The sequence below is a fragment of the Piscinibacter sp. HJYY11 genome (assembly GCF_016735515.1).
GTDB lineage: Bacteria > Pseudomonadota > Gammaproteobacteria > Burkholderiales > Burkholderiaceae_C > Rhizobacter.
Window position 1 is genome coordinate 4065866 of sequence record NZ_JAERQZ010000001.1, and the last position, 23471, is coordinate 4089336.

Consider the following 23471-nt stretch of genomic DNA (forward strand, 5'->3'; position numbering starts at 1 on the left):
AGCCGCGCCCGGCTCAGGCAGGGAAGAGCCGGTCCAGCGCCGCGAGGAAGGTGGGCAGGTGGATCGGCTTCGTCCAGTAGTCGGCAAAACCGGCCGCCGCGGCACGCGCGATGTCTTCCGGCATCGCATTGGCCGAGAGCGCGATGCAGCGGATGCCGGCCGTCGAGGGCTGCGCGCGCAGGCGGCTGAGCACGTCGTAGCCATCGACATCGGGCAGCTGCATGTCGATCAGGATCAGGTCGGGTTGCACCTCGTGCGCCCGCGCCACGCCGCCGAGGCCGCTCGCCACCGATTCGATCTGCAGGCCGGCATGCTGGCGCACCATCTCTTCCACCAGCAGCGCATTGACCGGGTTGTCCTCGATGTAGAGCAGGCGCCCGTGGCGCCGGCGGCGCGGCGCGGCGGCCGGTTCCGGCGCCGCCTCGGGTGGGGCCGCGGCCGGCGCGTCGTCGCTGTCGACGGTACCTTCGTGCCGCGGCAGGTGCACCTCGAAGCGCGAGCCCACCCCTGGCGTGCTCTCCACCTGCACCGAGCCGCCCATGCGCTCGACCAGCGCCTTCACGACCGACAGGCCGACGCCCGCGCCTTCGATGCCCTCGCGCTCCATGCCCAGCCGGTTGAACGGCTCGAAGAGGTGCGCCACCTGCTGGCGCGTCATGCCGCGCCCGGTGTCGGCCACTGCGAGCACCACCTCGGCGCCGGTCTCGCGCACGCTCACCTGCACCCTGCCGCGCGTGGTGTTGTACTTGACGGCATTGCTCAGCAGGTTGATGACCACCTGGCGCGCGCGGATGTGGTCGGCCCGCACGACCGCCGGCGTCGGATCGATCGTGATGCTCACGCCGGCCTCGCGCGCGGCCGGCTCGACGAGGGCCTGCGCCTCCTTCAGCACATCGGCCAGGCGCACGGCGCGCAGGTCGAGCCGCACCTCGCCGCTTTCCAGGCTCGACAGGTCGAGCACGTCGTTGATGAGCGACAGCAGGTGCTCGCCGGCCGACTGGATGTGGCGCACTTTCGCGAGCGCGTCGGCGCTGGCCAGCGCCGGGTCGAGACGCAGCAGCTGCGCGAAGCCCAGCACGGCATTGAGCGGCGTGCGCAGCTCATGGCTCATGCGCGCGAGGAACTCCGACTTGGCCTGGCTCTCGCGCTGCGCCACCAGCTTCTCCTGCCGGTCGGTCACGTCGATCGCGATGCCGAACTGCACCGAGCTGCCGTCGCGCTTCTCGTGGCGCGCACGGCTCACCACCCAGCGCACCTCGCCATCGGGCCGCACGATGCGGTATTCGTGTTCGACGGTCACGTCTTCGGTGGCGCGCAGCTCGGCGTGCGCGGTGCGCATGCGTTCGCGGTCATCGGGGTGCACCACCTCCTCGAGCCATTCCGCGCGCCGCGGCACGCCCATCGAGATGGGCCGGCCGATGATCTCGAACATCTGCGCGTTCCACTCCCCGCGCTCGCGGCCCGGCTCCCGGCTCCAGATGCCCAGGCCCGCGGCCGAGGCGGCCACTTCAAGCCGGCGCGCCAGCTCCTGGGCGCGCCGCGTCTCCTGCACCTGCTCGGTCACGTCGAGCGCCACGCCGACGAACTCGATCGGGTCGCCGTCGGCATTGCGCCGCACCACGCGGCGCGTCAGCACGTAGCGGTAGGTGCCGTCGGAGCGCCGGTAGCGCGCTTCCATGTCGACGGGGCGGTCGGTGTTGAGCGACTCCGCCGCGGTGGCCACCACGCGCGGGATGTCGTCGGGGTGGATCAGCGCGCGCACCTCGTCGAGTGCCAGCCCCTCGGGCCGCGGCACGATGCCGATCACCTCGAAGGCCTTGTCGTTGTAGAAGATGCGGTTGAGCCGCAGGTCGTGGCGCCAGATGGCGATATTGCCGAGGTCGACCGCCAGCCTGAGCTGGGCGCTGGTGGTGTTGAACGACTCGGCAAGTTCGTAGACCTCGGTGTCGTCGACCATCGCGCCGATGATGATGTTGGGCTCGCCATCGGGGCCGGCCTTCACCTCCCACTGTGCATGCACATGCCGCCACTGCCCGCTCGGCGAGCTGATACGGTAGCGCTTGGAGTACTTGCCCGGCGTGCGCGCCGAATCGCGGTAGTCCATGCCCGGGCGGTCGTCCGGGTGGATGCGCGAGACGAAGGTCTTGAAGTCGGGCGCGCCGTCGGCCGGGTCGAAGTTCCACATGCGGAACATGTTGGCGTCCCAGTGGCCCTTGCCCATGGGCAGCTGGCGCTCATAGAGGCCGAGGCGGCCGAAGGCCTGCGCACGCTCCAGCCGCTCGGCGACGCGCGTGGTCTCGGCCTTCGAGCGGGTGAGCTCGGTCGTGTCGCGCAAGGTGAAGAGCCAGTGCGCGGTCTGCACACGCTCGATGTCGCGCAGCGGCCTCAGGTGGCCCACGGCGGTGCGGGCTTCGCCCGCGTCATCGCGCCATGCGAGCTCGTCGAGCTGCGACGCCGCGCCCGCGAGCAAGGCCTCGGCCAGTCGCTGGGCCTGCGGCTCGCGCAGGCCGAGTGCGTCGGCGAGCGGCTGTTCGGCCGCAGCTTCCAGCGTGCCCACCGCGCTCAGCAGGGCCGGGTTGGCCCAGAGCAGCATGCCGCGGCGGTCCAGCAAGGCCAGCCCTTCGGGGCTGGTCTCCAGCAGGGCTGCCCATGCGCTGGTTGGCAGTGACAGCGGCAGCGGACAGCGGATCGCCATGAGCGATGTAAGTGGAAGTTACGGGGCGCAGTCTAGCCAAGTCACGGCCCGTTTCTCCCGGGGAAATGCCCGCTCTTGCGCGCCTTCGTTCACGAAGGTGGAGGCTTTGCGCGTGTGCCGCTCAGCCCCTGCGCGCCGCTTCGATCGTGGCGATGTCGATCTTGCGCATCGTCATCATCGCGTCGAAGGCGCGCTTCGCGGCCTTGGGGTCGGGATCGGCGATGGCATCGGTCAGCGCGCGCGGCGTGATCTGCCACGACAGGCCCCACTTGTCCTTGCACCAGCCGCAGGCGCTCTCCTGGCCGCCGTTGTCGACGATTGCATTCCACAGGCGATCGGTCTCGGCCTGGTCGTCGGTTGCGATCTGGAAGGAGAAGGCTTCGCTCTGCTTGAAGGCCGGGCCACCGTTCAGGCCGATGCACGGGATGCCCACGACGGTGAACTCGACCGTGAGCACGTCGCCCTTCTTGCCATCGGGAAAGTCGCCAGGCGCGTGGAACACCGCGCCCACCTTGCTGTCGGGAAACGTCTCGGCATAGAAGCGTGCGGCGTCCAGCGCGTCGCGGTCGTACCAGAGACAGATCGTGTTCTTGCTGACCATCCGGGTCTCCTGCGGGTTCGGGTGCGGGCGATTCTCGGCCACGCCCTGACCGCAGTTCCCGGAAGGGGATTGCGGACCGGCCCTGCGGGCATGCGGGGGTTGGGATTCGCTGGCTAAGATGAATCTTTCAGGAGACCCGCCACCATGAAGTCACGCGCCGCCGTCGCCTTTGCCGCAGGCCAGCCCCTGCAAGTCGTCGAGATCGACGTCGCCCCGCCCCAGCAGGGCGAGGTGCTGGTCCGCATCACGCACACCGGCGTGTGCCACACCGATGCGTTCACGCTCTCGGGCGACGACCCCGAGGGCCTGTTCCCCGTCGTGCTGGGCCACGAAGGCGCGGGCATCGTGGTCGAGGTGGGCGAGGGTGTGACGAGCGTGAAGCCGGGCGACCACGTGATCCCGCTCTACACCGCCGAGTGCGGCCAGTGCCTTTTCTGCAAGAGCGGCAAGACGAACCTGTGCGTCTCGGTGCGCGCCACGCAGGGCAAGGGCGTGATGCCCGACGGCACCTCGCGCTTCTCCTACAACGGCCAGCCGCTGTACCACTACATGGGCTGCTCGACCTTCAGCGAGTACACGGTGGTGGCCGAGGTCTCGCTCGCCAAGATCAACCCCCAGGCCAACCCCGAGCAGGTGTGCCTGCTGGGCTGCGGCGTGACCACCGGCCTCGGCGCGGTGAAGAACACGGCCAAGGTGCAGGCCGGCGACACGGTGGCCGTCTTCGGCCTCGGCGGCATCGGCCTCGCGGTGGTGCAGGGCGCCCGGATGGCCAAGGCCGGCCGCATCATCGCGATCGACACCAATCCCTCGAAGTTCGATCTCGCGCGGACCTTCGGCGCCACCGACTGCGTGAACCCGAAGGACCACGACAAGCCGATCCAGCAGGTGATCGTCGAGATGACGGGCTGGGGCGTCGACCATTCCTTCGAATGCATCGGCAACGTCAACGTGATGCGGGCCGCGCTCGAGTGTGCGCACCGCGGCTGGGGCCAGTCGGTCATCATCGGCGTGGCGGGTGCCGGGCAGGAGATTGCCACCCGCCCGTTCCAGCTCGTCACCGGCCGGCGCTGGCTGGGCACCGCGTTCGGTGGCGTGAAGGGCCGCAGCCAGCTGCCCGGCATGGTGGAAGACGCGATGGCCGGCACCATCCAGCTCGCCCCCTTCGTCACCCACACCATGCCGCTCGCCGGCATCAACGAGGCCTTCGACCTGATGCACGAAGGCAAGTCGATCCGCTCGGTGGTGCACTACTGAGCTGCCGCGTCTTACTTCCCGCGCAGCGTGACGAGCATCACCAGCATGCCGACCAGCCACAGCAGCTTGAAGACGCCAAGGGCTGCGAAGGCGCTGAGCTCGAGGAAGCGGGGCACGGCCTGGCCGAAGGTGATGAGCTCGTACAGCAAGGCCGCGAGCGTGAGCCACCAGGCCCAGCGCTTTCTCAGGGCCAGGCCGATGACGCACACGATGGCGACGACGAACGGGATGGCACCGACGATGTCATGCGGCATGCGCGCGGTGATCGGGAATGCGTCGCCTCCGGCCAGCCAGCCGAAGATGCGCCGGATCACCAGGACATACAGCACGAGCAAAAGGATCAGGATGGCGCGGGAGCGGATGGTCATGTGAGCCTGGAGCGGGACGGCGCTGACGTCACCGAGCATGCCACACGCCTTCACGCCCGCATGCACGTAAAAAAGCCCGCTGCGCTGTCGCGCCGCGGGCCAAAAAGGTCGAGGAGACCTCTTGTTCAATCGTCGATCGCTGACATCGGCAGATCAGAACGTGTGGCGCACGCCGAGCGCGAACTCGGTGACGTCACGTTCGTCGGCGTTCGTCAGGCCGGCCGGCAGGGCCGAGGCCCAGCGGTTGGCGTAGGTCGTGCCTTCGTTCTTGAAGTGCGTGAGCGAGGTGTAGAGGGTGGTGCGGCGCGACAGGTCGTACTGGTAGCCGGCGCCGAGCGCCTGCGTCTTGCCGGCGTTGACGTTCTCGGCCTTGTTCTCGACGAACTGCGCCTTCACCAGGTGCGGGCCGACGCGGTAGTCGCCGCCGATCCAGTAGCCCTGCCCATCGGCGTTGGCCGTGCTGCGGTCGTCGACCGACACGTAGCCGCCGGTCAGCCGTGCCGGACCGAAGGAGTAGGCCGCGGCGCCCGAGATGCTGCGCACGCTGAAGCCGGTGGCGTTGACCTTGTCGTCGACGAACGAGAGCATCGCGTCGAGCGGGCCGCCGGTGTAGCGCACCCAGGCGTCGGCCACGCGCGTGCCGGTGGTGCTGCCGGCGGCTTCGCCGAAGCCCCACAGGGCACCGACCTTCACGCCGCCGAACGAGGCACTTTCCAGTCGCGCCGAGTTGTTGACGCGCGCCGGGCCGCCGTTGGCCGTGGCCGAGTTGGCGCTGCCGCGCACCGGCTCGTAGCCGCCGAAGCCGCCGATCACCGCGGTGCTCGGGCCGTAGACGCCGTTCGAGAACTCGCTGAAGTCACCCGTCAGCGCATAGAGGCTGCCGTACTGGCGGCCAAGCGTGAGCTGGCCGACACCGGCGGAGCTCAGGCCGACGAAGGCCTGGCGGCCCCAGAAGGCGCCCTGGCCGTTGGTGCCGTCGTCAAGGTTGATGCCGCTCTCGATGTTGAAGAGGGCGCGCAGGCCGCCACCCAGGTCCTCATTGCCGCGGAAGCCGATGCGCGAGCCGGCGAGGCCGCCGCTTTGCAGGCGGGTCAGGCGGCTGGCACCGTCGGCGAACTGCACGAAGGAATCGGCCACGCCGTAGATGGTGACCGTGCTGGTGGGCGCGGCCGGGGCGGTGGTCTGGGCCGAAGCGGCGGCGCTGGCCGCGAGCGCGATGGTGGTGAGCGCGAAGTGTTGGAATTTGGATCGCATGCGAAAACTTCTCCAATCAGTGGGCAGACCCCCTCGCCAGGCGGGCGCGTGCGCACGGCCGGCAGGCTTGATCAGCCCCGGCCCGTCACGCGGCAGTCGCCAACCGGCGGCTGCGTCTTGGGCGGCATGCTAGGGAGATCCCTGAGGCTGACCAAGCTGCTGCAGCGCAACAGGTCATCTCAGTTTTCGCAAGAATCCCGGCGTTGAGTTTTGGATCGTTGCCCCAATCGCGGGGCTCAGGCGCGCAGCCTGTACCGCCCTTCGTCCGACGCGACGACGCGGCCGCTGGCGACGAGTTCGTCGAGGTGCTGCGTGATCGTCCAGCGCTCGATCGCGCGCGTGGACTCGGTGCCGTAACCGGCCGGGTAGAGCAGCCCATCGGCCGCCAGCGCCTCCACGCTCTGCGGCCCGGCGCGCAGGCGATCGAGCAGCACCGCTTCGCGGTCGTCGAGGCGTGCGGTGTAGGCGCGCAAGGCGTCTTCGAACGGCGCGCGCTCGGTGTACACGCCCTTGTGGTGGGAGGTGATCCACACCTTCGCGTCCAGCTCGGGCAGGCGCGCGAGCGAGCGGCGGAAGTCGCCGAGGTTCGAGGTCGCATCGCCGTAGTAGGGCCCGAAGGTCGAGAGGTCGATGTCGCCGATGAAGGCGATGCCGTGCGGCTCGACCACCAGCGCGCAGTGGCCCGCGGTGTGGCCGGGCAGGTGCACCGCGCGCACGCGGATGCCGCCGCCGAGGTCCCACTCGGCGCCGTCGGCATAGGCCTGCGCATCGGGCCGCGGCGCGTAGCTGAACTCGGCCTCGAGCTTGGGTCGGAAGGCGTCGAGCGCGGCGTCCGGGTAGCCGAAGTGGCGGCGCAGCCCGTCCCAGCTGCGCGCGGCCTCGACGTCGCGCTCGTGCACATGCAGGGGCTTGCCGCGCAGCCGGTGCAGGCCGCACATGTGGTCTTCGTGCACGTGGCCGAGGATGGCCATGTCGACCGCGTCGTCGAAGACCTCGGCGCTCAGGCGGTTGGCGACCTTCGGCGTGTCAAAGGCGACGACGGTGTCGCCGCCGTGCACGATCACCTGGTTGCCATCGGGGTACTTGCCGGACTTCTCGCCGAAGTAGACGGTCACGGGGCCGAAGCGGGCGCTCGGGGTCTCAGGGTTCATCGGGGCATGGTAAGAGCGCGGCCATTCCGGCGCTGTCCGCCAGGCGATACGCTCCTGACATGCAGAACCTTTCTTCCGATGGCGTGCATGTGGCGGCGCTGTACCTCTATCCCGTCAAGGGCTGCGGGGCGGTGCGCGTGCCGGAGCTGAGCCTCGACCGCTGGGGCGGCGCCGAGGGAGATCGCCGCTGGGCGGTCGTCAACGCCGAGGGCGAGGTGACGTGGCAGGGCGCCTTTCCGCGGCTGGCGCTGGTGCAGCCACGGGCGGTGGACGGTGCACTGCAGCTCGAAGCGCCCGGCCACGCCCGCTTTGTCGTTGACGAGGGCGGGCTCCAGCCTTGCACCTTCCAGATCTGGAACGAGCCCGCGGCGAAGCTCGACCGTTTCGACGGGCACGATGCCGGCGACGCGGCCGGCGCCTGGCTCTCTGCGGTGGTGGGTGCACCGCTGCGCCTGGTGCGCATGGGCGACGAGGCCGTGGGTCGCGGCGCTGCGAACCGGCTGCACATCGTGAGCCGTGCGTCGTGTGACGAAGCGCAGGCACAGGTGCATCGCGCAGGCGGCGCGGCAACAGAGCTGCTGCGCTACCGGCCCAACATCGTGCTCGACGGGCCTGTGTCGGCCCTTCAGCCGTTTGCGGAAGACTTCCTCCTCTCCATGCAGTGGCACGACGAGGCCTCGGGCGACGGCGCGCTGGAGGTGGGCCGCCGTTGCGTGCGCTGCGTCGTGCCCAACGTGAGCCCGTCGAGCGGCGAGGCTGACGAGCGTGTGCTCGCCGCGCTGGCGCAGCTCTCGGCGCAGCGTTTCCCGGGCGAGCCGGTGTGCTTCGGTGTGTATGGCCAAGGCAGGCGCGGCGCGCGCTTGCGCGAGGGCCAGGCGGTCTCGCTCGCCTTCAGCTTCTGAACTGCCTCCCGATCGCGGCTGAAGGCCTGGCGCCGCCAGTACGATGGCCGGCCCGACACGCTTTGGAGCCGAGATGTCCACGTCCAAGAAACAGCCGACGCTGCTGTCCGGTGGCAACCCGCAGATCGCCAAGGGTGAGGGCGATGCGCCGGTGCAGGCCTACATCGAGGCCATGCCCGGCTGGAAGCGCGACATCGGCCGCCGGCTTGACGCGCTGATCGAGCGCACGGTGCCCGGCGTGCGCAAGGCGGTGAAGTGGAACTCGCCGTTCTACGGCGTCGAGGGGCAGGGCTGGTTCGTCAGCTACCACTGCTTCACGAAGTACGTGAAGGTGACCTTCTTCCGCGGCACCTCGCTCGAGCCCATGCCGCCGGGCGAATCGAAGACCGCGGAAACACGCTACCTCGACATTCGCGAAGACGGCATCCCCGATGAGCCACAGCTTGCGTCGTGGATCGAACAGGCGGCCGCCATTCCCGGCTGGGACGGCGGCTCCCCCAAGAATGGCGGAGTGGCGATGTGACGCCGCAGGATCCGCAACTGCTGCGCCGCCTGCTGCGCGCGAAAGACCGCATGGACGCGGCCTCGCACGAAGCCTGGCCGGTGGAGCGGCTGGCCGAGGTGAGCGGCGTCTCGACAGCCCACTTCGCGCGCCAGTTCAAGCAGGCCTTCGGCGTGCCGCCACACCGCTACCTGCTCACGCGGCGCATCGAGCGGGCGACCGCGTTGCTGCGCGACACCGACCAGCCCATCATCGACATCGCCTTCCAGACCGGCTGGGAAAGCCTGGGCACCTTCGGCCGCACCTTCCGCGACATCACCGGCGAGAGGCCGAGCCTCGTGCGGGAGCGTGCCCGGGCCGAGGTGCAGGACTTGAGTCAGGTGCCTCACTGCGTGGTGAGCGCCGCACAACGGCCGCACCTCACGACAGCAGTTTCGGAGAAGCGCCGCCGCGAGGGCGGACCTATAACGGGAACCCTCAACAACAAGGAGCTTCCATGACGCAAGTTCAAGTGGTCGGTTTGTATGTGCATGACCAGGACGAGGCGCTTGCCTTCTACGTCGACAAGCTCGGCTTCCAGGTGCACACCGACGTGCGCAACGGCCCCTACCGCTGGCTGACGGTGCAGCACCCCGACCAGCCGGCGTTCCAGCTCGGCCTTTTCGTGCCCGGCCCGCCGGTGCATGACGAGGCCACGGCGCGGACCTTGCGCGAGGTGGTGGCCAAGGGCGCGATGCCGCCGCTGGTGTTGGAGGTCGACAACTGCCGCGCAATGGTCGACCGCCTGCTGGGCCGGGGCGTGGAGTTCACGCAGGAGCCGATCGAGCGCTTCGGCACGGTCGACGCAGGGTTTCGCGACCCGTCCGGCAACGGCTGGAAGATGATCCAGTCGCGTCGCTGAGGGCGACATGTGTTTCCCGGGTCTACATGGAGATGCAGGCATGGCCACCGTGAAGAAGAGCGCAGCGGCGATGAGCCACGATGACGCCGAGCACCACATCGACCGGCGCATCGCCGAGCTGGGCGGCTGGCGCGGCGAGACACTGTCTCAGATCCGCGCGCTCATCAAGGAGGCGGTGCCCGACGTGGTGGAAGAGTGGAAGTGGAACAACCCGGTGTGGTCGTCCAACGGCATCCTCTGCACCGGCGAGAGCTACAAGGCCGCGGTGAAGACGACCTTCGCGAAAGGCGCCTCGGTGCCCGACCCGGCCGGGCTCTTCAATTCCAGCCTCGACGGCAACGTGCGCCGCGCGATCGACTTCCGCGAAGGCGACACGCTCGACAAGAAGGCGCTGAAGGCGCTCTTCAAGGCGGCGGCCGAGGTCAACAAGGCCGCGGCGAAGAAGTAGCTCAGGCCATCCGGCCCTTCTGGCTGAAGAGCGGCGAGCTCGCGCTGGCCATTGCGAGCTCGCCGGCGGCGTCCATCAGCGTGCGGCCGAGCTGCTCCATGCGCGCAGGCGTGAGCCGCAGCAGCGGCCCGGCGATCGTGATCACGCCGATGGCCTCCTGCCCACGCCGGCGCACCGGCGCGGCCATCGCCGTCATGCCCGGGGCGTACATCTCGACGATGGTGCTGAAGCCGCGCTTGCGATCGTCGTCGAGCACTTTCCACAACGCCTTGAAGGTGGTCGGTGCCTTGGGGCCGAACTCCTTGGGCGAGCCGAAGCCCTGCAGCGACACGAGCTGCGCAGCGCGCTCCTCGCTCAGCGTCATCAGCCACGCATGGCCGCCGGCGCTGCAGGACAGGCGCACGTCGATGCCCATGTCGGGGTCGTAGCGCAGGCCGGTGCGCGCGCCTTGCGCCTTGGCGACGAAGGTGAGGCGGTCGCCGTCGACCAGCGCGAGCCGCACCAGCTCGCCGCTCGCTTCGGCGAGCCGGTCGATGATGGGCTGCGCGATGTCGACCACCCCGGCGCCGCCGAGAAAACTGAGGCCCATCGCGGGCAGCTTGGTGGTGAGGGCGTAATCGCCGCGCTCGCTCACCTGCCGCACATAGCCGCAGCGCACCATGTCGGTCAGCAGCCGGTGGCACGCACTGCGCGGCAGCGCAAGCTCATCGGCGATGGCCGCGAGCGCCTGGCCCTGCGGCTGCTGCGCCAGCAGTTCGAGGATGCGGAAGGCCCGCTCCAGCGTGCCGGAGGGTGGGGCGAGGGGCTCGGTGCTTCTCATGATCCGGAAAGAAGTTCCAGTGTGGAACGGTGTTCAGCCTGGGCCTCCATCATGCCGCGCACCGCCCCGACGAGGGCTGCATCGACAGGAGACACCGACCGTGAAACGCCTCATCACCTTCACCGCACTCGCGCTGGCCTTTGCTGGCGCGTTGGCGCAAGACATCCAGGACCGCACCCTCAAGTTCGGCCACCTCAACAACCCCGACCACCCGGTGAGCCTGGGCACCAAGCGCTTCGCCGAGCTCGTCGCCGCCAAGAGCGGCGGCAAGCTCAAGGTGCAGGAGTTCCCGTCGTCGCAGCTCGGCAACGAGCTGCAGCAACAGTCGGCGCTGCAAGGTGGTGTGCAGGAGATGTCGGCCCCGGCGACCACCTCGCTGGCGGGCATCGTGAAGGAGTTCGGGCTCATCGACTTCCCCTTTGCCGTGGGCACCTACGCGCAGGCTGATGCGCTGCTTGACGGGCCGTTCGGCCAAGCGCTGCTCGCCAAGCTACCGGAGAAGGGCCTCGTGAGCCTGGGCTATTGGGACCTGGGCTTTCGCAACGTGACCAACAGCAGGCGGCCGATCCAGAAAGCCGAAGACCTCGACGGCCTGAAGCTGCGCGTGATCCCCAACCCGGTGTTCCTCGAGACCTTCAAGGCCTTCAAGGCCAACCCGGTGCCCATGCCGTTTGCCGAGCTCTATGGGGCGCTGGAATCGAAGGCGGTCGATGGGCAGGAGAACCCGTTCGCGGTGATCCTGTCAAACAAGTTCTTCGAGGTGAACAAGTACGTGAGCGCCACGCAGCACGTCTACGCGGCCAACATCATCCTGGTCAGCAAGAAGTTCTGGGACAGGCTCTCGCCCACCGAGCAGAAGATCCTGCACGACGCCGCCAACGAAGCGCGCGGTTACCAGCGCCAGGCGAGCCGCGCGGCGGCACAGAAGGCGGTGAGCGAGCTGCAGGCGAAGGGCATGCAGTACAACGAAGTGAGCGCAGAGCAGCGTGCCCGCATGAGCGACATCGCCAAGCCGGTGACCGAGCGCTTCGCCGCGACCTACGACCCGGCCATCGTCAAGCTCTACCAGGCCGAGCTCGCGAAGGCAGTGAAGCCATGAGCGCGCGCCCGAAGATCCTGGTGCTGCACGGCCCCAACCTCAACCTCTTCGGCCGCCGCGAGCCGCACATCTACGGCACCACCACGCTGGCCGAGATCAACGAGAAGCTGGTGGCGCTGGCGCGCGAGCTGGAGGTCGACGTCGAGACCTTCCAGTCGAACCACGAAGGCGCGCTCATCGACAAGTTCCACGAGCACATCGACCTCGCCGCCGGCGCGCTGGTCAACCCCGCCGGCCTCACGCAGCACGGCGTGCCGCTGCACGATGCGATCAAGGCCATGCCCTTCCCGGTGATCGAGGTGCACATGTCGAACATCGCGGCACGCGAGGCCTGGCGAGCGCACTCGATCATCTCGCCCGCGGTCAGGGGCACGGTGCAGGGGCTGGGTTGGCGCTCGTACACCGCGGCCTTCCGCACCCTCGTGGAGTGGGCAAAGGAAGCGAAGGCGGCCTGATGGTCGGGGTGGCATTCCGGCCCTTAAACTGCCGGAATGAACGAACCAGTACAGCGTGCGCGTCCTGTGGCAAAGCGTGCGGGGTCGGCGGCGCGCAAGGAGCCCACGCGCACCAACGACCCCGAACGCACCCAGGCCAACATCCTGGAAGTGGCCGAGGCCGAGTTCGGCGAGAAGGGCCTGGCCGGTGCACGCATCGACGAGATCGCCGCGGCGACCAACACGTCGAAGCGCATGATCTATTACTACTTCGGCAGCAAGGAGGGCCTCTACCTCGCCGTGCTCGAAGAGGCCTACCGCCGCGTGCGCGATGTCGAGGCCGAGTTGCACCTGCAGGACCTCGAGCCCGAGGAAGCCTTGCGCCGCCTGGTCGCCTTCACCTTCGACCACCACCTGCACCACGAGAGCTACATCCGCCTCGTGATGTCGGAGAACATCCACCGCGGCGAGTACCTCGCCCAGAGCCCGCGCATCCAGGAGCTCAACGTGCCGGCCATCGCCGCCATCAAGAACCTCTACGAGCGCGGGGTGAAGGCCGGCATCTTCCGCCGCGGCCTGAACCCGATCGACATCCATGCGTCGATCTCCGCCCTGAGCTTCTTCAACGTCTCCAATCGCCACACCTTCGGCCTGATCTTCAAGCTCGACATGACGTCGCCGGCCTACATTGCCGAGCGCCGCGAAAACGTGGTCGAGATGATCGTGCGCTTCGTCCGCAAAGGCTGAGCTTCGTCCGGTTTCGTGCGCCTTCCGCGCAGGCGGAAGCGGGCTAGGTGTTTCCACCCGATGGAAAACTAACCAGTTCGTACAAAACTTCAGGCCGGAGACAAGGAATGCTCGACAGAACGATCGATGGACTGTGCCGCCTCTTCGGCGTGCTGATGGTGGCCTGCCTCGCGCTGATGGTGCTGATGGTGTTCGGCAACGTGGTGCTGCGCTACGGCTTCAACTCGGGCATCACGGCGTCCGAGGAGCTCTCGCGCTGGCTCTTCGTGTGGATGACCTTCCTCGGTGCCATCGTCGCGGTGCGCAAGCACGCGCACCTGGGCACCGATGCGCTGGTGTCGCGCCTGCCGCTCGCCGGCCGCAAGGCCTGCTTCGTGGCGGCACACGGTCTGATGCTCTACGTCTGCTTCCTGATGGGGCGGGGCGCATGGCAGCAGGCGGTGATCAACCTTGAAACCACCAGCGCGGTGATGCAGGTCTCGATGGCCTGGCTCTATGCGAGCGGGGTGCTGTTCGCGGTGTTGGCTGGCCTCTTCATCGTGATCGAGCTGATGCGTCTGTTCAGCGGCCGCCTCTCCGATGCCGAGCTGATCGGCGTGACCGACACCGAAGACAAGCCCCACGCCGAAGAGCGAGGCCGGCCATGACCATCGCCATCTTCCTCACGGCGCTGCTGGGCGCCATGGCGCTGGGTGTGCCGATTGCCTTCTCGCTGCTGGTGTGTGGCGCCGCGCTGATGTGGCACCTCGACATGTTCGACGCGCAGATCCTGGCGCAGAACACCATCGAGGGCGCCAACAGCTTCCCGCTGCTGGCCGTGCCCTTCTTCATGCTGGCCGGCGAGATCATGAACGCGGGCGGCCTGTCGCGGCGCATCGTCAACTTCGCGATGACGCTCGTGGGCCACGTGCGCGGCGGCCTGGGCTACGTGGGCATCATGGCCGCGATCATCATGGCGGCGCTGTCGGGCTCGGCGGTGGCCGACGCGGCGGCGCTCTCCGCGCTGCTGCTGCCGATGATGAAGCGCGCCGGCTACGACACCGCGCGCTCGGCGGGGCTGCTCTCCTCGGCCAGCATCATCGCGCCCGTCATCCCGCCGAGCATTGCCTTCGTCGTCTTCGGCGTGGCGGCCAACGTGTCGATCTCCAAGCTCTTCATGGCCGGCATCGTGCCCGGCCTGATGCTGGGCGCGGCGCTCTGGGTCACCTGGTGGGTGCTGGTGCGCCAGGAAAAGATCGAGCCCGCGCCCCGCGCGAGCCGCGGCGAGGTGCTGAAGGCGCTGCGCGACGCGACCTTCGCGCTCGTGCTGCCGGCCATCGTGGTGGTGGGCCTCAAGTTCGGCGTCTTCACGCCCACCGAGGCCGCCGTGGTGGCCGCGGTGTACGCCCTCTTCGTGTCCACGGTGGTCTACCGCGAGCTCAAGCTCTCACAGCTCTACGGCCTCTTCCTCTCGGCCGCGCAGACCACCGCGGTGATCATGTTCCTGGTGGCGGCGGCCATGGTGTCGGCCTGGATGATCACGGTGGCCAACCTGCCGGCCGAGCTGACGAGCCTGCTCAAGCCGCTGCTCGACAACCCCACGCTGCTGCTGATGATGCTCATGATCATCACCATGCTCGTGGGCACGGCGATGGACATGACGCCCACCATCCTGATCCTCACGCCGGTCTTCATGCCGCTCGTGAAGGCCGCCGGCATCGACCCGGTGTACTTCGGCGTGCTCTTCGTCATCAACAACGCCATCGGCCTCATCACGCCGCCGGTGGGCACGGTGCTCAGCACCGTGGCCGGTGTCGGCAAGGTCAGCATGGACGCGGTCACGCGCGGCGTGTGGCCGTTCATGCTGGCGCAGTTCGGCGTGATGTTCCTGATGGTCTTCTTCCCCGCACTCGTGACCGTGCCGGCGCGCTGGTTCTACGGCTGACCCCACATCCCCAACGGAGACAACTCACCATGAAACGCCTCTTCCTCCAAAGCCTCGTCGCCCTCGCCGCCGTGGCGAGCCTCGGTGCTGCCCACGCGCAGACGCGCACCATCAAGTTCGCCAACCAGAACGCGAAGGGCCATCCCATCGTGCTCGGCATGGAGAAGTTCGCCGAGCTCGTGGAAGCGAAATCGGCCGGCAAGCTCAAGGTCAACATCTTCCCCGGCGGCGCACTCGGCAGCGACCAGGCCAACGTTTCCGCCCTGCAAGGCGGCACGCTGGAGATGGCCTCGATGAACTCGGGCATCTTCGCAAGCATCGTCAAGGACTTTGCGGTCTACGACTTCCCCTTCCTCTTCTCGAACCCGAAGGAAGTGGCGGCCGTCGTCGACGGCGCGGTGGGCCAGCAGCTGCACGCCAAGCTGGAAGAGAAAGGCCTGGTCGGGCTTGCGTACTACGAACTGGGCTTCCGCCAGCTCACCAACAGCAAGCGCCCGGTCACCAAGGTCGACGACATCGCGGGCCTGAAGCTGCGCGTGATCCCCAACCCGATCAACATCGACTGGGTGACCGCGCTCGGCGCCAACCCCACGCCGCTGCCGTTCCCCGAGCTCTATGCCGCACTCGAGCAGAAGGCGGTCGACGGGCAGGAGAACCCGGTCGCCACCATCCAGGGCGGCAAGTTCTTCGAGGTGCAGAAGTACATGACGCTCACCAACCACCAGTACAACCCGCAGTCGGTGGTGGTGAGCAAGAAGTTCTGGGACTCGCTCTCGGCGGCCGAACAGAAGATCGTGCGCGATGCGGCGACCGAGTCGGCCAGGTTCCAGCGTGAGCAGTCGCGATCGGCCGCGGCCGGCATCCTCGACGCGCTGAAGAAAGCCGGCATGCAGGTGAGCGAGCTGCCGCCCGCCGAGATGGCCAAGCTGCGCGACAAGATGAAGCCCGTGATCGCCAAGCACACCGCGAGCGTGGGCGAAGCGACGGTGAAGGCCGTGCTGGCCGACATCGAGGCGGCGCGGAAGTAACCAGTCCTCCACGGAGCAGTTCATCGTGATCGACGGCAGCACCGAGGTCATCGCGCACCTCGGCTACCCCACCCACGCCTTCAAGGCGCCGCTCGTCTACAACCCCTATTTCGAATCGGCCGGCATCAACGCGGTGGTCGTGCCGATGGGGTGCCGGCCCGAAGCCTTCGCGTCCACGCTCAAGGGCCTCTTCCAGTTGGAGAACCTGCGCGGCGCGCTGATCACGATGCCGCACAAGGTCAGCGTGGTCGAGCTGCTCGACGAGGCGACCGCCAGCGTGCGCGTGGCCGGTGCGTGCAATGCGGTCAAGCGCGGGGCCGATGGCCGTCTCATCGGCGACCAGTTCGACGGCACGGGCTTCGTGCGCGGCATCGAGCGCAAGGGACTGCGTCTCGCTGGCGCACGGGCGCTGGTGGTGGGATGCGGTGGCGTGGGCTCGGCCATCGCGGCCTCGCTTGCGGCGGCGAAGGTGGCGCACATCGCGCTGTTCGACCTCAACCCCGCCTCGGCCGACGAGCTGGCACAACGCCTGCACGCGCACTTCGGCGCGGTCGAGGTGAGCACCGGCCGCCACGACCCGGAGGGCTTCGACCTGGTCGTCAACGCCACGCCGCTGGGCATGAACGCGGGTGATCCGTTGCCCGTGGATGCGTCGCGCCTCGCGCCCGGCACCTTCGTCGGCGAGGTGGTGATGAGGACCGAGATGACCGCGTTTCTCCAGGCCGCGCAGGCACGCGGCTGCCGGGTGCAGGTGGGCAGCGACATGCTGTTCGAGATGATCCCGCCGTACCTGGAGTTCTTCGGCTTTCCGACGACGACGCCTGAGCACCTCAGGTCGCTCGCGCGTCTGCAGTACTAGGAGGTTGTCATGAGCGACCTGCTTCTGGACCCCGTTCGTGCACGCGAGCCCGTGCAGGCCTCGTTCAGCGACGAGCACAATCCGCTCGGGCTGAACGGCATCGAGTTCGTCGAATACGCCACCTCCGCGCCGCAGGCCCTGGGCCAGGTGCTGGAGATGATGGGCTTCCGCCCGGTGGCACGCCACCGCTCGCGCGAGGTGATGCTGTACCGCCAGGGCGGCCTCAACCTCATCGTCAACGCGCACCCGGTGGCCGGCACCGAGGCACCTTCCACCGCACCGGCCACGCCCACCATCAGCGCCATCGCCCTGCGCGTGCGCAATGCCAACGAGGTGCACCGCCACGTGCTCGAGCGCGGCGGCTGGGACGCGCCCACCCATCCGCGCGCGATGGAGCTCAACATTCCCGCCATCCACGGCGTGGGCGGCAGCCGCATACACTTCGTCGACCGCTACCGCGAGTTCTCGATCTACGACGTGGACTTCGTGCCCATCCCGTCGGTCGAGTCGAAGCCGGCCGGCATCCCGGGCCTGCACTTCTTCGGCGTCGTGCAGTACATCGGCTTCGGGCGCAGCGCCGACTGGATCGAGTTCTACGCCGAGCTGCTGGGCACCACGCTGATCCCTGACGAGCAGCGCTTCGGCATCCTGCCGGCGGGCAAGCTGCTGCAGGCACCGGCCACCGAGCCGGCCAACGGCTTCATGCTGCAACTGGTGGAGCCGCCGCTCGATGCGGTGTCGCCGGCCGAGCAGTTCCAGCGCATCGGCCTCGGCGTGCCCGACGTGCTGGCCGCGGTGCGCACGCTGCGCGCCCTCGGCATGGAGTTCGTGGAGACCGACGCCGCGCACACCGAGCGGCGCGGTGCGCTCACGAAGACCTACCTCGGTGGCGTGGCCTTCGAGCTCGTGCAAAGCGGGGCCGCGCCATGACACCGGTCTTCGGCTTCGGCATGGACACCATCAGCCTGGCCGGGCCGCTGGAGGCCAAGCTCGAGGCCATGTGTGCCGCCGGCTTCGACCAGGTGATGCTGAAGGCCAACGACCTCGTCGGCCATCCGCAAGGCTGGCGTGCCGCGGTGGCGGCGGTGAAGGCGAGCGGCATGCGCGGCACCGGCTTCCAGGTGCTGCGCGACTTCGAGGGCCTGAGTGGCCACCTGCACCACTACAAGCTCGACATCGCGAAGACCATGCTCGAGATGTGCGCCGCGCTCGGCTGCGACGTGCTGCTCGCCTGTTCGTCCACGTCGACACACGCGAGCACCGACCTCGACCACATCGCGCGCGACCTGCGCAAGCTCGCGATGCTCGCCATCCCGCACGGCATCCGCATCGCCTACGAAGGCCTGTCGTGGGGCCGCACGGTCAACGAGTACACCACCGCGTGGGACGTGGTGAGCCGCGCCGACTGCCCCAACCTCGGCCTGTGCTTCGACTCCTTCCACGCGCTGGCCGCGAAGACGCCGCTCGACGCCATCGACGAGATCGACCCCGAGAAGATCTTCCTCGTGCAGCTGTCCGACTTCATGTGGCAGGAGACGCGAACCTTCGAGGAGCGCATGGCCACCGCGCGCACCTTCCGCGTGTTCCCGGGCGAGGGCGTGCACACCGCCACGGTGGTGGAGATGGTGCGGCGGCTCGATGCGCTCGGCTACGCGGGCGACTACAGCTTTGAGGTGTTCAACGACGACTACGTGCAGATGCCGCTGCCGATGGTGTGCGAACGCGCCTGGCGCTCCGCGCAGTGGCTGGCCGATGACGTGCTGAGGCGTGCCGCGCCGCAGCCCAACCAACTCCGTTTGCGGCAGGCGCAGCGGCAAGGCTAGACCCCGACCCACACCCCTTTCACCACCCCGGGCGACATGGCTCCAGCGCCCGGGCAGGGCGTTCTTTTGCCCGGCGCTTTTCAACGGACCACCCCATTCCAAGACCAGGAGATCCTTCATGAACGCACGTTTCCTCAAACCCGTGGCGCTGGCCGCGGCAATGCTCGCCTCGGGCGGTGCCCACGCGCAATCGAGCGTCACGCTCTACGGCCTGCTCGACCTCGGCCTCAACCACTACAAGCCCGGCAGCGCCTCGGGCGGCGCGAGCGTGTGGCGCCTCAACGATGGCGTGGTCAACGGCCTCAACGGCTCGCGCTGGGGCATCCGCGTCAGCGAAGACCTGGGCGGCGGCCTGAAGGCCAACGCCGTGGCCGAGAGCGGCCTCAACGCCGACACCGGCGCCTTGGGGCAGGGGGGTCTCGCCTTCGGCCGCCAGGTGTTCGTCGGCCTGTCGCAGGCGTCGCTCGGCGAGCTGCGCCTGGGCCGCCAGTACATCCTCTCCGACTCGGTGATGGGCATGACCAACCCCTACGGCAACGCCTCGGTGGCCAACCCCGGCACGGCCAGCACCAACGTCGGCCGCAACCTGCCCTTCTGGCTGAACGCGCCACGCGCCAACAACGTGATCCAGCTCGCCACGCCCAACCTCGGCGGCTTCGTCGGCACGCTGCAGGTGGCGCCGGGCGAAGGCACCGCCGATCGCTTCCACGGCGTGCGGGCCGGCTATGGCGCGGGCGCGTTCAACATCGCCGCGTCCTACGAGTGGAACGAATCGCGCGCCACGGGCGCCGACACCAACAAGTCGCTCACGGTCGGCGCCAACTACAACTTCGGCGTGCTGAAGCTGCTCGGCGGCATCCAGATGAACACCGACCTCGCGCTCGGGGCCGGCAACGGTGCCTTCATCGGCAGCAACCTCATCGTCACCGGCCCCGGCGGCAGCTTCACCGCCGACGAGATCAACGGCTACACCCTCGGCGTGCAGGTGCCGGTCGGCCAGCTCACGCTGGGCGCCAACTACACCGGCGTGAAGTACGAGAACGCCGCCGGCAGCAACGCCACCCTGGGCAAGGCCGCGGTGATGGGCTGGTATGCGCTGTCGAAGAGCACCTTCCTGTACTCGGGCCTGTCGTTCTCGACCGGGGACCTGAAGGACCACATCAGCGAGAACCGGGTGTTCCAGCTCGGCCTGCGCATGGCTTGGTAAAGGGGGCTCATCAGGGCTGCGAACGCGCGTCGCGCAACTGCGGGTTGTCGCGCAGCAAGGTTCTCGCACCCTGGTCACCGCCGGAAGCCGCGCGTTGTAGCCAGCGCGCGGCTTCCGCTTCGTCACGCGGCATCAATTCGCCCTTGAGCAACTGCTCACCCAGGTAGGCCTGCGATCGCACGGCCCCCAGTTCGGCCGCCTGCCGCGTGGCGATGAGTGACTCTTTCTGGCGCCCGACTTGCCACAGCACGTGCGCCATGTGGGCATGCACCGAGCTGTTGTCCGGAGCGGCCACCGCCGAGCTTTCCAGCAAGGGCAGGGCGATGTCGAACTGCTTGCGCTGCGTGTGGATGCGCGCCGCTTCAAGCTGGGCCAGGGCCATGTCTTCGGCATAGGGCTTGAGCGACTCGGCCTCGCGGAAGAGCGCCAGCGCACCGTCCTGGTCCTTCTGACGCTGAAGGGCCCACGCACGCCGCGTGAGTTGGATGGCGCGCAAGGTGCGAAGCGTGTTGTCCGGCATGCCGGCCTTCTCGCATTCGTCGACGAAGGCGGCGATGGCCGGGAGATCGTTCCCGAGCATCGCGAGGTATTTGCGCGTCAGCGCGAGGCTGCCGGGGTCCACCTTCAGGCCCCGGTCCAGCAACCGTCGCAGTTCCTCGCGCTGCTGTCTGTAGCGGGCGGCGTCCATCATGTGCAGGAAAGACAGCAAGGGCTTGGCCGTGAGCCGGGTCGAGTGCTCCAGGTCGGCGATCTGCTGGTCGGTCACCTGCTCGACGTTGTCGCGCGGCGAAACCCATTGCTCGAAGCCCGCGCCATGCAGGCGCTCGGCCTGGAACCTGCGATGCACGCCGCGCGCGAGGTAGGCGGGGTACGACGAGGGGAAACTCGCGATCCACGCGTCGAACAGCGCATCGAGCTCCGGGTTGGGGTCATAGAAGTTGCGATAGGCGGCCAGGAGTTCGACCGAGTCGATCTCGCGCTGCTCGAAGCGTTGCTGCAGGCGGCCGAGGTGGGCATCAAGCTCGTCGTAGCGCTGCGCGATCAGCAACTGCAGCAGCGGCCCCCGGCGTTCGGGGGCGTAGGCGGCGAGTGCGAGCGCTCTGCGAATGGCATCCGTGGGGCTCAAGGCACAGGGGCGCACCTCGGTCCAGGCCCAGCCCAGGCGGCCGCTGCGTTCGAGCACGCAGACCGTTTCACCCGGGCTCACGTTGTTGAAGGCGGTGAGCGGGACGTGGACCTGACGCGCTTTCCCCTTGGCAGTGACCGGGTCGAGCTTCAGCGTGAAGGTGCGCCAGCGTTCGCCGCTCCAGCGCTTGAAGGTCACCACCGAGGGTTCGGATGCGGTCGCGGGTGCGTGGTCCAGGTGCACATTGAGCATCACGAGCAGCGCGCCCGCGTAGAGGCACACGAAGGGGAGGGCGGCCCACCGCTGCGCACCCGGTGTGCCATCGGCTGCGGCGGACCAGGCCCAGGCGCCCAGCACGGCGCCGGCTGCAAGGGCGGGCAGCACCACCTCGATCCACTGCTGCATCTCGACCTCCATGCCCTGCCGCGCGGCGAGTACCACGCTGGCCACCGCCAGCAACGGGTAGAGGCTCGGGCGCAGGTCGTGCGGTGAGACGTCGATGCGAATTCGCCGGCGTGACAGCGTGGCGACCAGCAGCACGAGCAGCGGTACGGCGGCCACGGCAAACAGCGGCCAGTCGAGGTGGCGGTGACTGAGGAGCGAGGCCATGGTCAAGGCCGAGAGCACGAACACCGCGACACGGGTCGCCGTCGCATGACGCGCCGCGCGCGTGAGACGCTCATCGGGGGTGGCGCCCCATGCGCGATCGTGCTGCACGACTTTCCGGGCGGCCATGCGGTCTTGCAGGTCCAGGTCAGGGAACCGCAGCAGCCAGGCATCGAAGGCGTCGTCGCGCTCCAGTCGGCTGCTCAGCGGCACGCTGCGTCCGGCCTGCAGCACCAGCTTGAGGCCGCTGTGGGTGCGGCGCCAGCCGGCGATCTGCGTGCACTCGATGCTGCGCGTCGCCCACAGGCCGCGCACGTCGATCGCGTCGGCGGTCAGGACGACCTCGTGCGTGGCCACCCCGACCAGCCCTTTCAGGCCGAAGAGGGCGAGCGCGGCGCAACCGATGGTGAGCACGGTGCCGACCTCTGGCGGCAAGGACTTGAGCCCGGGGCCGAGGTGCTGGAAGGCGATCAGTCCTGCAGCGGCCGCCAGCAATGCCAGCGAGAACAACCCCAGCAGCGCGCGCCACGTCGACTCCAGCCGGTAGCGCCGCGGGTAGGCCGAGCGGTCGAACACGGGCATGTCGACCTCTGTGTCTCGGTTTTTTTCAACCATCTGGCATGCCTCCCTGACAAGCTCGGCCGGATTCTTCCACGCCCGTCAGAATGCGCCGATGTCGCTCTCCCCGTCTCCTGCCGAGCCTGATGAGCTCTTTCGTGCACGTGCCGGCGACACCGCCGCCTTCGACCGCCTCGTCGCCCCGCACCGCCACCGGCTGCATCGCCACTGCTACCGCATGCTCGGCTCGCCGCACGATGCCGACGACGCGTTGCAGGAGACGCTGCTCGCCGCCTGGCGCGGGCTCGCGTCGTTCGAGGGGCGCAGTGCGCTCGGCACCTGGCTGTACCAGATCAGCACCCACGTCTGCCTGCGTCTGATCTCGCAGCGGCCGTGGCGGCGCGAGTCGCCCGACCACGCGCCGCCGCTGCACACGACGGCCGAGCTGGGCGAGATGGTCACCGGGCCGATCTGGCTGGAGCCCCTGCCGGACGACGACGCCCCGTGGCGGGGCGAGGCGCATGAAGACCCGGCGGCCACGCTCGCACGCCGCGAGAGCGTGGCGCTCGCCTTCGTCGCCGCCTTGCAGCATCTGCCAGGGACGCAGCGCGCGGTGCTGCTGCTGCGCGAGGTGCTGGAGTACTCGGCAGCGGAGGTCGCCGACATGCTCGACACCTCGGTCGCGTCGGTCAACAGTGCGCTGCAGCGCGCGCAGAAGACGGTGAGGGAGCGGCTGCCCGCGGTGTCGCAGCCGGCCGAGCTGCTGTCGCTCGGTGAAGACGGCCTGCAGCGGCTGCTGGGCGACTTCCTCAGCGCCTGGGATGCGCGCAACGTGCAGGCGCTGGTGCGCCTCTTCACCGACGACGTGCGCTTCACCATGCCGCCGCTGCCCTCGTGGTTCGACGGGGTGGCAGACGTGGAGAAGTTCATCGCCGAGCGGGTGTTCGCCACACCGTGGCGCATGCGGCCGCTGTGGGCCAACGGCCAGCCGGGCTATGCCTGCTACATGAAGGCCGAGGGCGACGACCGTTTCCGGCTTGGCGCCATCACCCTGCTGAGCGTGCGTGGGGGCCGCATCGCTGGCTTGCACAGCTTCCTCGACCCTGCGCTCTATCGCCGCTTCGGGCTTGACGAAGAGCTTTCCTGACGCGACCGATGAGTTTT

At 68.7% G+C, this 23471-nt stretch carries 24 protein-coding genes; 17 read left to right on the top strand and 7 right to left on the bottom strand.

Going from position 1 to position 23471, the window contains the following annotated elements; translation table 11 throughout:
* Positions 1 to 13: 13 nt before the first annotated feature.
* Together JI745_RS19035 and JI745_RS19040 are read right to left on the bottom strand one after the other, a co-directional pair.
* Positions 14 to 2695 (bottom strand): PAS domain-containing protein, encoded by a 2682-nt coding sequence (locus JI745_RS19035; RefSeq protein WP_201810608.1) that lies wholly within the window; start codon positions 2693 to 2695, stop codon positions 14 to 16.
* Between the two features lie 121 nt (positions 2696 to 2816).
* A complete protein-coding gene (locus JI745_RS19040) occupies positions 2817 to 3296 on the bottom strand; it encodes a VOC family protein (RefSeq protein WP_201810612.1) in 480 nt (159 codons plus the stop codon).
* 144 nt (positions 3297 to 3440) lie between these two features.
* Between JI745_RS19040 and JI745_RS19045 the strand changes: the two genes are divergently transcribed.
* Positions 3441 to 4550 carry an S-(hydroxymethyl)glutathione dehydrogenase/class III alcohol dehydrogenase gene (locus JI745_RS19045; protein WP_201810615.1) on the top strand — a complete coding sequence of 370 codons (1110 nt, stop codon included), beginning with the start codon at positions 3441 to 3443 and terminating at the stop codon, positions 4548 to 4550.
* Between the two features lie 11 nt (positions 4551 to 4561).
* On the opposite strand, the gene JI745_RS19050 is transcribed toward JI745_RS19045, so the two are convergent.
* The 3 genes from JI745_RS19050 to JI745_RS19060 all read right to left on the bottom strand — a co-directional run bounded on the left by JI745_RS19050 (position 4562) and on the right by JI745_RS19060 (position 7323).
* Positions 4562 to 4918: a hypothetical protein gene (locus tag JI745_RS19050; protein WP_201810618.1), complete on the bottom strand. Its 357-nt coding sequence runs from the start codon at positions 4916 to 4918 to the stop codon at positions 4562 to 4564.
* A gap of 153 nt (positions 4919 to 5071) precedes the next feature.
* Complete coding sequence (locus JI745_RS19055; RefSeq protein WP_201810621.1) at positions 5072 to 6172, bottom strand: porin; 1101 nt, start codon at positions 6170 to 6172, stop codon at positions 5072 to 5074.
* Between the two features lie 236 nt (positions 6173 to 6408).
* Positions 6409 to 7323 carry an MBL fold metallo-hydrolase gene (locus JI745_RS19060; RefSeq protein ID WP_201810624.1) on the bottom strand — a complete coding sequence of 305 codons (915 nt, stop codon included), beginning with the start codon at positions 7321 to 7323 and terminating at the stop codon, positions 6409 to 6411.
* 59 nt (positions 7324 to 7382) lie between these two features.
* Here JI745_RS19060 and JI745_RS19065 point away from each other — a divergent pair, with 59 nt between their 5' ends.
* The 5 genes from JI745_RS19065 to JI745_RS19085 all read left to right on the top strand — a co-directional run bounded on the left by JI745_RS19065 (position 7383) and on the right by JI745_RS19085 (position 10076).
* A complete protein-coding gene (locus tag JI745_RS19065) occupies positions 7383 to 8225 on the top strand; it encodes an MOSC domain-containing protein (protein WP_201810627.1) in 843 nt (280 codons plus the stop codon).
* Positions 8226 to 8298: 73 nt separating this feature from the next.
* Entirely contained in the window at positions 8299 to 8748 is a 450-nt protein-coding gene (locus tag JI745_RS19070; protein ID WP_236675048.1) for a DUF1801 domain-containing protein, read from the top strand.
* A 50-nt stretch (positions 8749 to 8798) separates the two neighbouring features.
* Positions 8799 to 9227, top strand: a complete 429-nt coding sequence (locus tag JI745_RS19075; RefSeq protein WP_201812662.1) for a helix-turn-helix transcriptional regulator — start codon at positions 8799 to 8801, stop codon at positions 9225 to 9227.
* On the top strand, positions 9224 to 9628 hold the full coding sequence (locus JI745_RS19080) for a VOC family protein (RefSeq protein ID WP_201810633.1): 405 nt from the start codon (positions 9224 to 9226) through the stop codon (positions 9626 to 9628). The genes JI745_RS19075 and JI745_RS19080 overlap by 4 nt, the downstream gene beginning before the upstream one ends.
* Before the next feature lie 40 nt (positions 9629 to 9668).
* Positions 9669 to 10076, top strand: coding sequence for a DUF1801 domain-containing protein (locus JI745_RS19085; RefSeq protein ID WP_236675049.1), 408 nt, complete (start codon positions 9669 to 9671; stop codon positions 10074 to 10076).
* Position 10077: 1 nt separating this feature from the next.
* On the opposite strand, the gene JI745_RS19090 is transcribed toward JI745_RS19085, so the two are convergent.
* Positions 10078 to 10896 (bottom strand): IclR family transcriptional regulator, encoded by an 819-nt coding sequence (locus JI745_RS19090; protein WP_201810635.1) that lies wholly within the window; start codon positions 10894 to 10896, stop codon positions 10078 to 10080.
* A 100-nt stretch (positions 10897 to 10996) separates the two neighbouring features.
* Here JI745_RS19090 and JI745_RS19095 point away from each other — a divergent pair, with 100 nt between their 5' ends.
* From JI745_RS19095 to JI745_RS19140, 10 genes are all read left to right on the top strand, one after another.
* Positions 10997 to 11995: a TRAP transporter substrate-binding protein gene (locus JI745_RS19095; RefSeq protein WP_404932820.1), complete on the top strand. Its 999-nt coding sequence runs from the start codon at positions 10997 to 10999 to the stop codon at positions 11993 to 11995.
* Positions 11992 to 12450 carry a type II 3-dehydroquinate dehydratase gene (locus JI745_RS19100; RefSeq protein ID WP_201810639.1) on the top strand — a complete coding sequence of 153 codons (459 nt, stop codon included), beginning with the start codon at positions 11992 to 11994 and terminating at the stop codon, positions 12448 to 12450. Before JI745_RS19095 ends, JI745_RS19100 begins: the two co-directional genes overlap by 4 nt.
* A gap of 36 nt (positions 12451 to 12486) precedes the next feature.
* Positions 12487 to 13176, top strand: a complete 690-nt coding sequence (locus JI745_RS19105) for a TetR/AcrR family transcriptional regulator (RefSeq protein WP_201810642.1) — start codon at positions 12487 to 12489, stop codon at positions 13174 to 13176.
* 107 nt (positions 13177 to 13283) lie between these two features.
* The gene (locus tag JI745_RS19110; protein ID WP_201810645.1) at positions 13284 to 13823 is read left to right on the top strand and encodes a TRAP transporter small permease; all 540 of its coding nucleotides are present in this window, start codon (positions 13284 to 13286) and stop codon (positions 13821 to 13823) included.
* Positions 13820 to 15100, top strand: coding sequence for a TRAP transporter large permease subunit (locus JI745_RS19115; protein WP_201810648.1), 1281 nt, complete (start codon positions 13820 to 13822; stop codon positions 15098 to 15100). The genes JI745_RS19110 and JI745_RS19115 overlap by 4 nt, the downstream gene beginning before the upstream one ends.
* A gap of 29 nt (positions 15101 to 15129) precedes the next feature.
* Positions 15130 to 16128 carry a TRAP transporter substrate-binding protein gene (locus JI745_RS19120; protein WP_201810650.1) on the top strand — a complete coding sequence of 333 codons (999 nt, stop codon included), beginning with the start codon at positions 15130 to 15132 and terminating at the stop codon, positions 16126 to 16128.
* Between the two features lie 25 nt (positions 16129 to 16153).
* A complete protein-coding gene (locus tag JI745_RS19125) occupies positions 16154 to 16987 on the top strand; it encodes a shikimate dehydrogenase (protein ID WP_201810653.1) in 834 nt (277 codons plus the stop codon).
* Positions 16988 to 16996: 9 nt separating this feature from the next.
* Entirely contained in the window at positions 16997 to 17917 is a 921-nt protein-coding gene (locus JI745_RS19130) for a VOC family protein (RefSeq protein WP_201810656.1), read from the top strand.
* Positions 17914 to 18810 (top strand): sugar phosphate isomerase/epimerase, encoded by an 897-nt coding sequence (locus tag JI745_RS19135; protein ID WP_201810658.1) that lies wholly within the window; start codon positions 17914 to 17916, stop codon positions 18808 to 18810. Before JI745_RS19130 ends, JI745_RS19135 begins: the two co-directional genes overlap by 4 nt.
* Positions 18811 to 18928: 118 nt before the next feature.
* Positions 18929 to 20017, top strand: coding sequence for a porin (locus JI745_RS19140; protein WP_201810661.1), 1089 nt, complete (start codon positions 18929 to 18931; stop codon positions 20015 to 20017).
* 10 nt (positions 20018 to 20027) lie between these two features.
* Here the strand turns inward: JI745_RS19140 and JI745_RS19145 are convergent, their stop codons facing one another.
* Entirely contained in the window at positions 20028 to 22331 is a 2304-nt protein-coding gene (locus JI745_RS19145; protein ID WP_201810664.1) for a DUF4034 domain-containing protein, read from the bottom strand.
* A 91-nt stretch (positions 22332 to 22422) separates the two neighbouring features.
* Between JI745_RS19145 and JI745_RS19150 the strand changes: the two genes are divergently transcribed.
* On the top strand, positions 22423 to 23454 hold the full coding sequence (locus JI745_RS19150; protein ID WP_201810667.1) for an RNA polymerase subunit sigma-70: 1032 nt from the start codon (positions 22423 to 22425) through the stop codon (positions 23452 to 23454).
* Positions 23455 to 23471: the final 17 nt, after the last annotated feature.

Coding starts and splice junctions, on each gene's coding strand:
- JI745_RS19075 (WP_201812662.1), top strand. CDS start 8,799: ATGGACGCGGCCTCGCACGAAGCCTGGCCGGTGGAGCGGCTGGCCGAG.
- JI745_RS19090 (WP_201810635.1), bottom strand. CDS start 10,896: ATGAGAAGCACCGAGCCCCTCGCCCCACCCTCCGGCACGCTGGAGCGG.
- JI745_RS19065 (WP_201810627.1), top strand. CDS start 7,383: ATGCAGAACCTTTCTTCCGATGGCGTGCATGTGGCGGCGCTGTACCTC.
- JI745_RS19130 (WP_201810656.1), top strand. CDS start 16,997: ATGAGCGACCTGCTTCTGGACCCCGTTCGTGCACGCGAGCCCGTGCAG.
- JI745_RS19100 (WP_201810639.1), top strand. CDS start 11,992: ATGAGCGCGCGCCCGAAGATCCTGGTGCTGCACGGCCCCAACCTCAAC.
- JI745_RS19115 (WP_201810648.1), top strand. CDS start 13,820: ATGACCATCGCCATCTTCCTCACGGCGCTGCTGGGCGCCATGGCGCTG.
- JI745_RS19040 (WP_201810612.1), bottom strand. CDS start 3,296: ATGGTCAGCAAGAACACGATCTGTCTCTGGTACGACCGCGACGCGCTG.
- JI745_RS19045 (WP_201810615.1), top strand. CDS start 3,441: ATGAAGTCACGCGCCGCCGTCGCCTTTGCCGCAGGCCAGCCCCTGCAA.
- JI745_RS19085 (WP_236675049.1), top strand. CDS start 9,669: ATGGCCACCGTGAAGAAGAGCGCAGCGGCGATGAGCCACGATGACGCC.
- JI745_RS19120 (WP_201810650.1), top strand. CDS start 15,130: ATGAAACGCCTCTTCCTCCAAAGCCTCGTCGCCCTCGCCGCCGTGGCG.
- JI745_RS19035 (WP_201810608.1), bottom strand. CDS start 2,695: ATGGCGATCCGCTGTCCGCTGCCGCTGTCACTGCCAACCAGCGCATGG.
- JI745_RS19140 (WP_201810661.1), top strand. CDS start 18,929: ATGAACGCACGTTTCCTCAAACCCGTGGCGCTGGCCGCGGCAATGCTC.
- JI745_RS19070 (WP_236675048.1), top strand. CDS start 8,299: ATGTCCACGTCCAAGAAACAGCCGACGCTGCTGTCCGGTGGCAACCCG.
- JI745_RS19105 (WP_201810642.1), top strand. CDS start 12,487: ATGAACGAACCAGTACAGCGTGCGCGTCCTGTGGCAAAGCGTGCGGGG.
- JI745_RS19080 (WP_201810633.1), top strand. CDS start 9,224: ATGACGCAAGTTCAAGTGGTCGGTTTGTATGTGCATGACCAGGACGAG.
- JI745_RS19060 (WP_201810624.1), bottom strand. CDS start 7,323: ATGAACCCTGAGACCCCGAGCGCCCGCTTCGGCCCCGTGACCGTCTAC.
- JI745_RS19055 (WP_201810621.1), bottom strand. CDS start 6,172: ATGCGATCCAAATTCCAACACTTCGCGCTCACCACCATCGCGCTCGCG.
- JI745_RS19135 (WP_201810658.1), top strand. CDS start 17,914: ATGACACCGGTCTTCGGCTTCGGCATGGACACCATCAGCCTGGCCGGG.
- JI745_RS19150 (WP_201810667.1), top strand. CDS start 22,423: ATGTCGCTCTCCCCGTCTCCTGCCGAGCCTGATGAGCTCTTTCGTGCA.
- JI745_RS19110 (WP_201810645.1), top strand. CDS start 13,284: ATGCTCGACAGAACGATCGATGGACTGTGCCGCCTCTTCGGCGTGCTG.
- JI745_RS19050 (WP_201810618.1), bottom strand. CDS start 4,918: ATGACCATCCGCTCCCGCGCCATCCTGATCCTTTTGCTCGTGCTGTAT.
- JI745_RS19145 (WP_201810664.1), bottom strand. CDS start 22,331: ATGCCCGTGTTCGACCGCTCGGCCTACCCGCGGCGCTACCGGCTGGAG.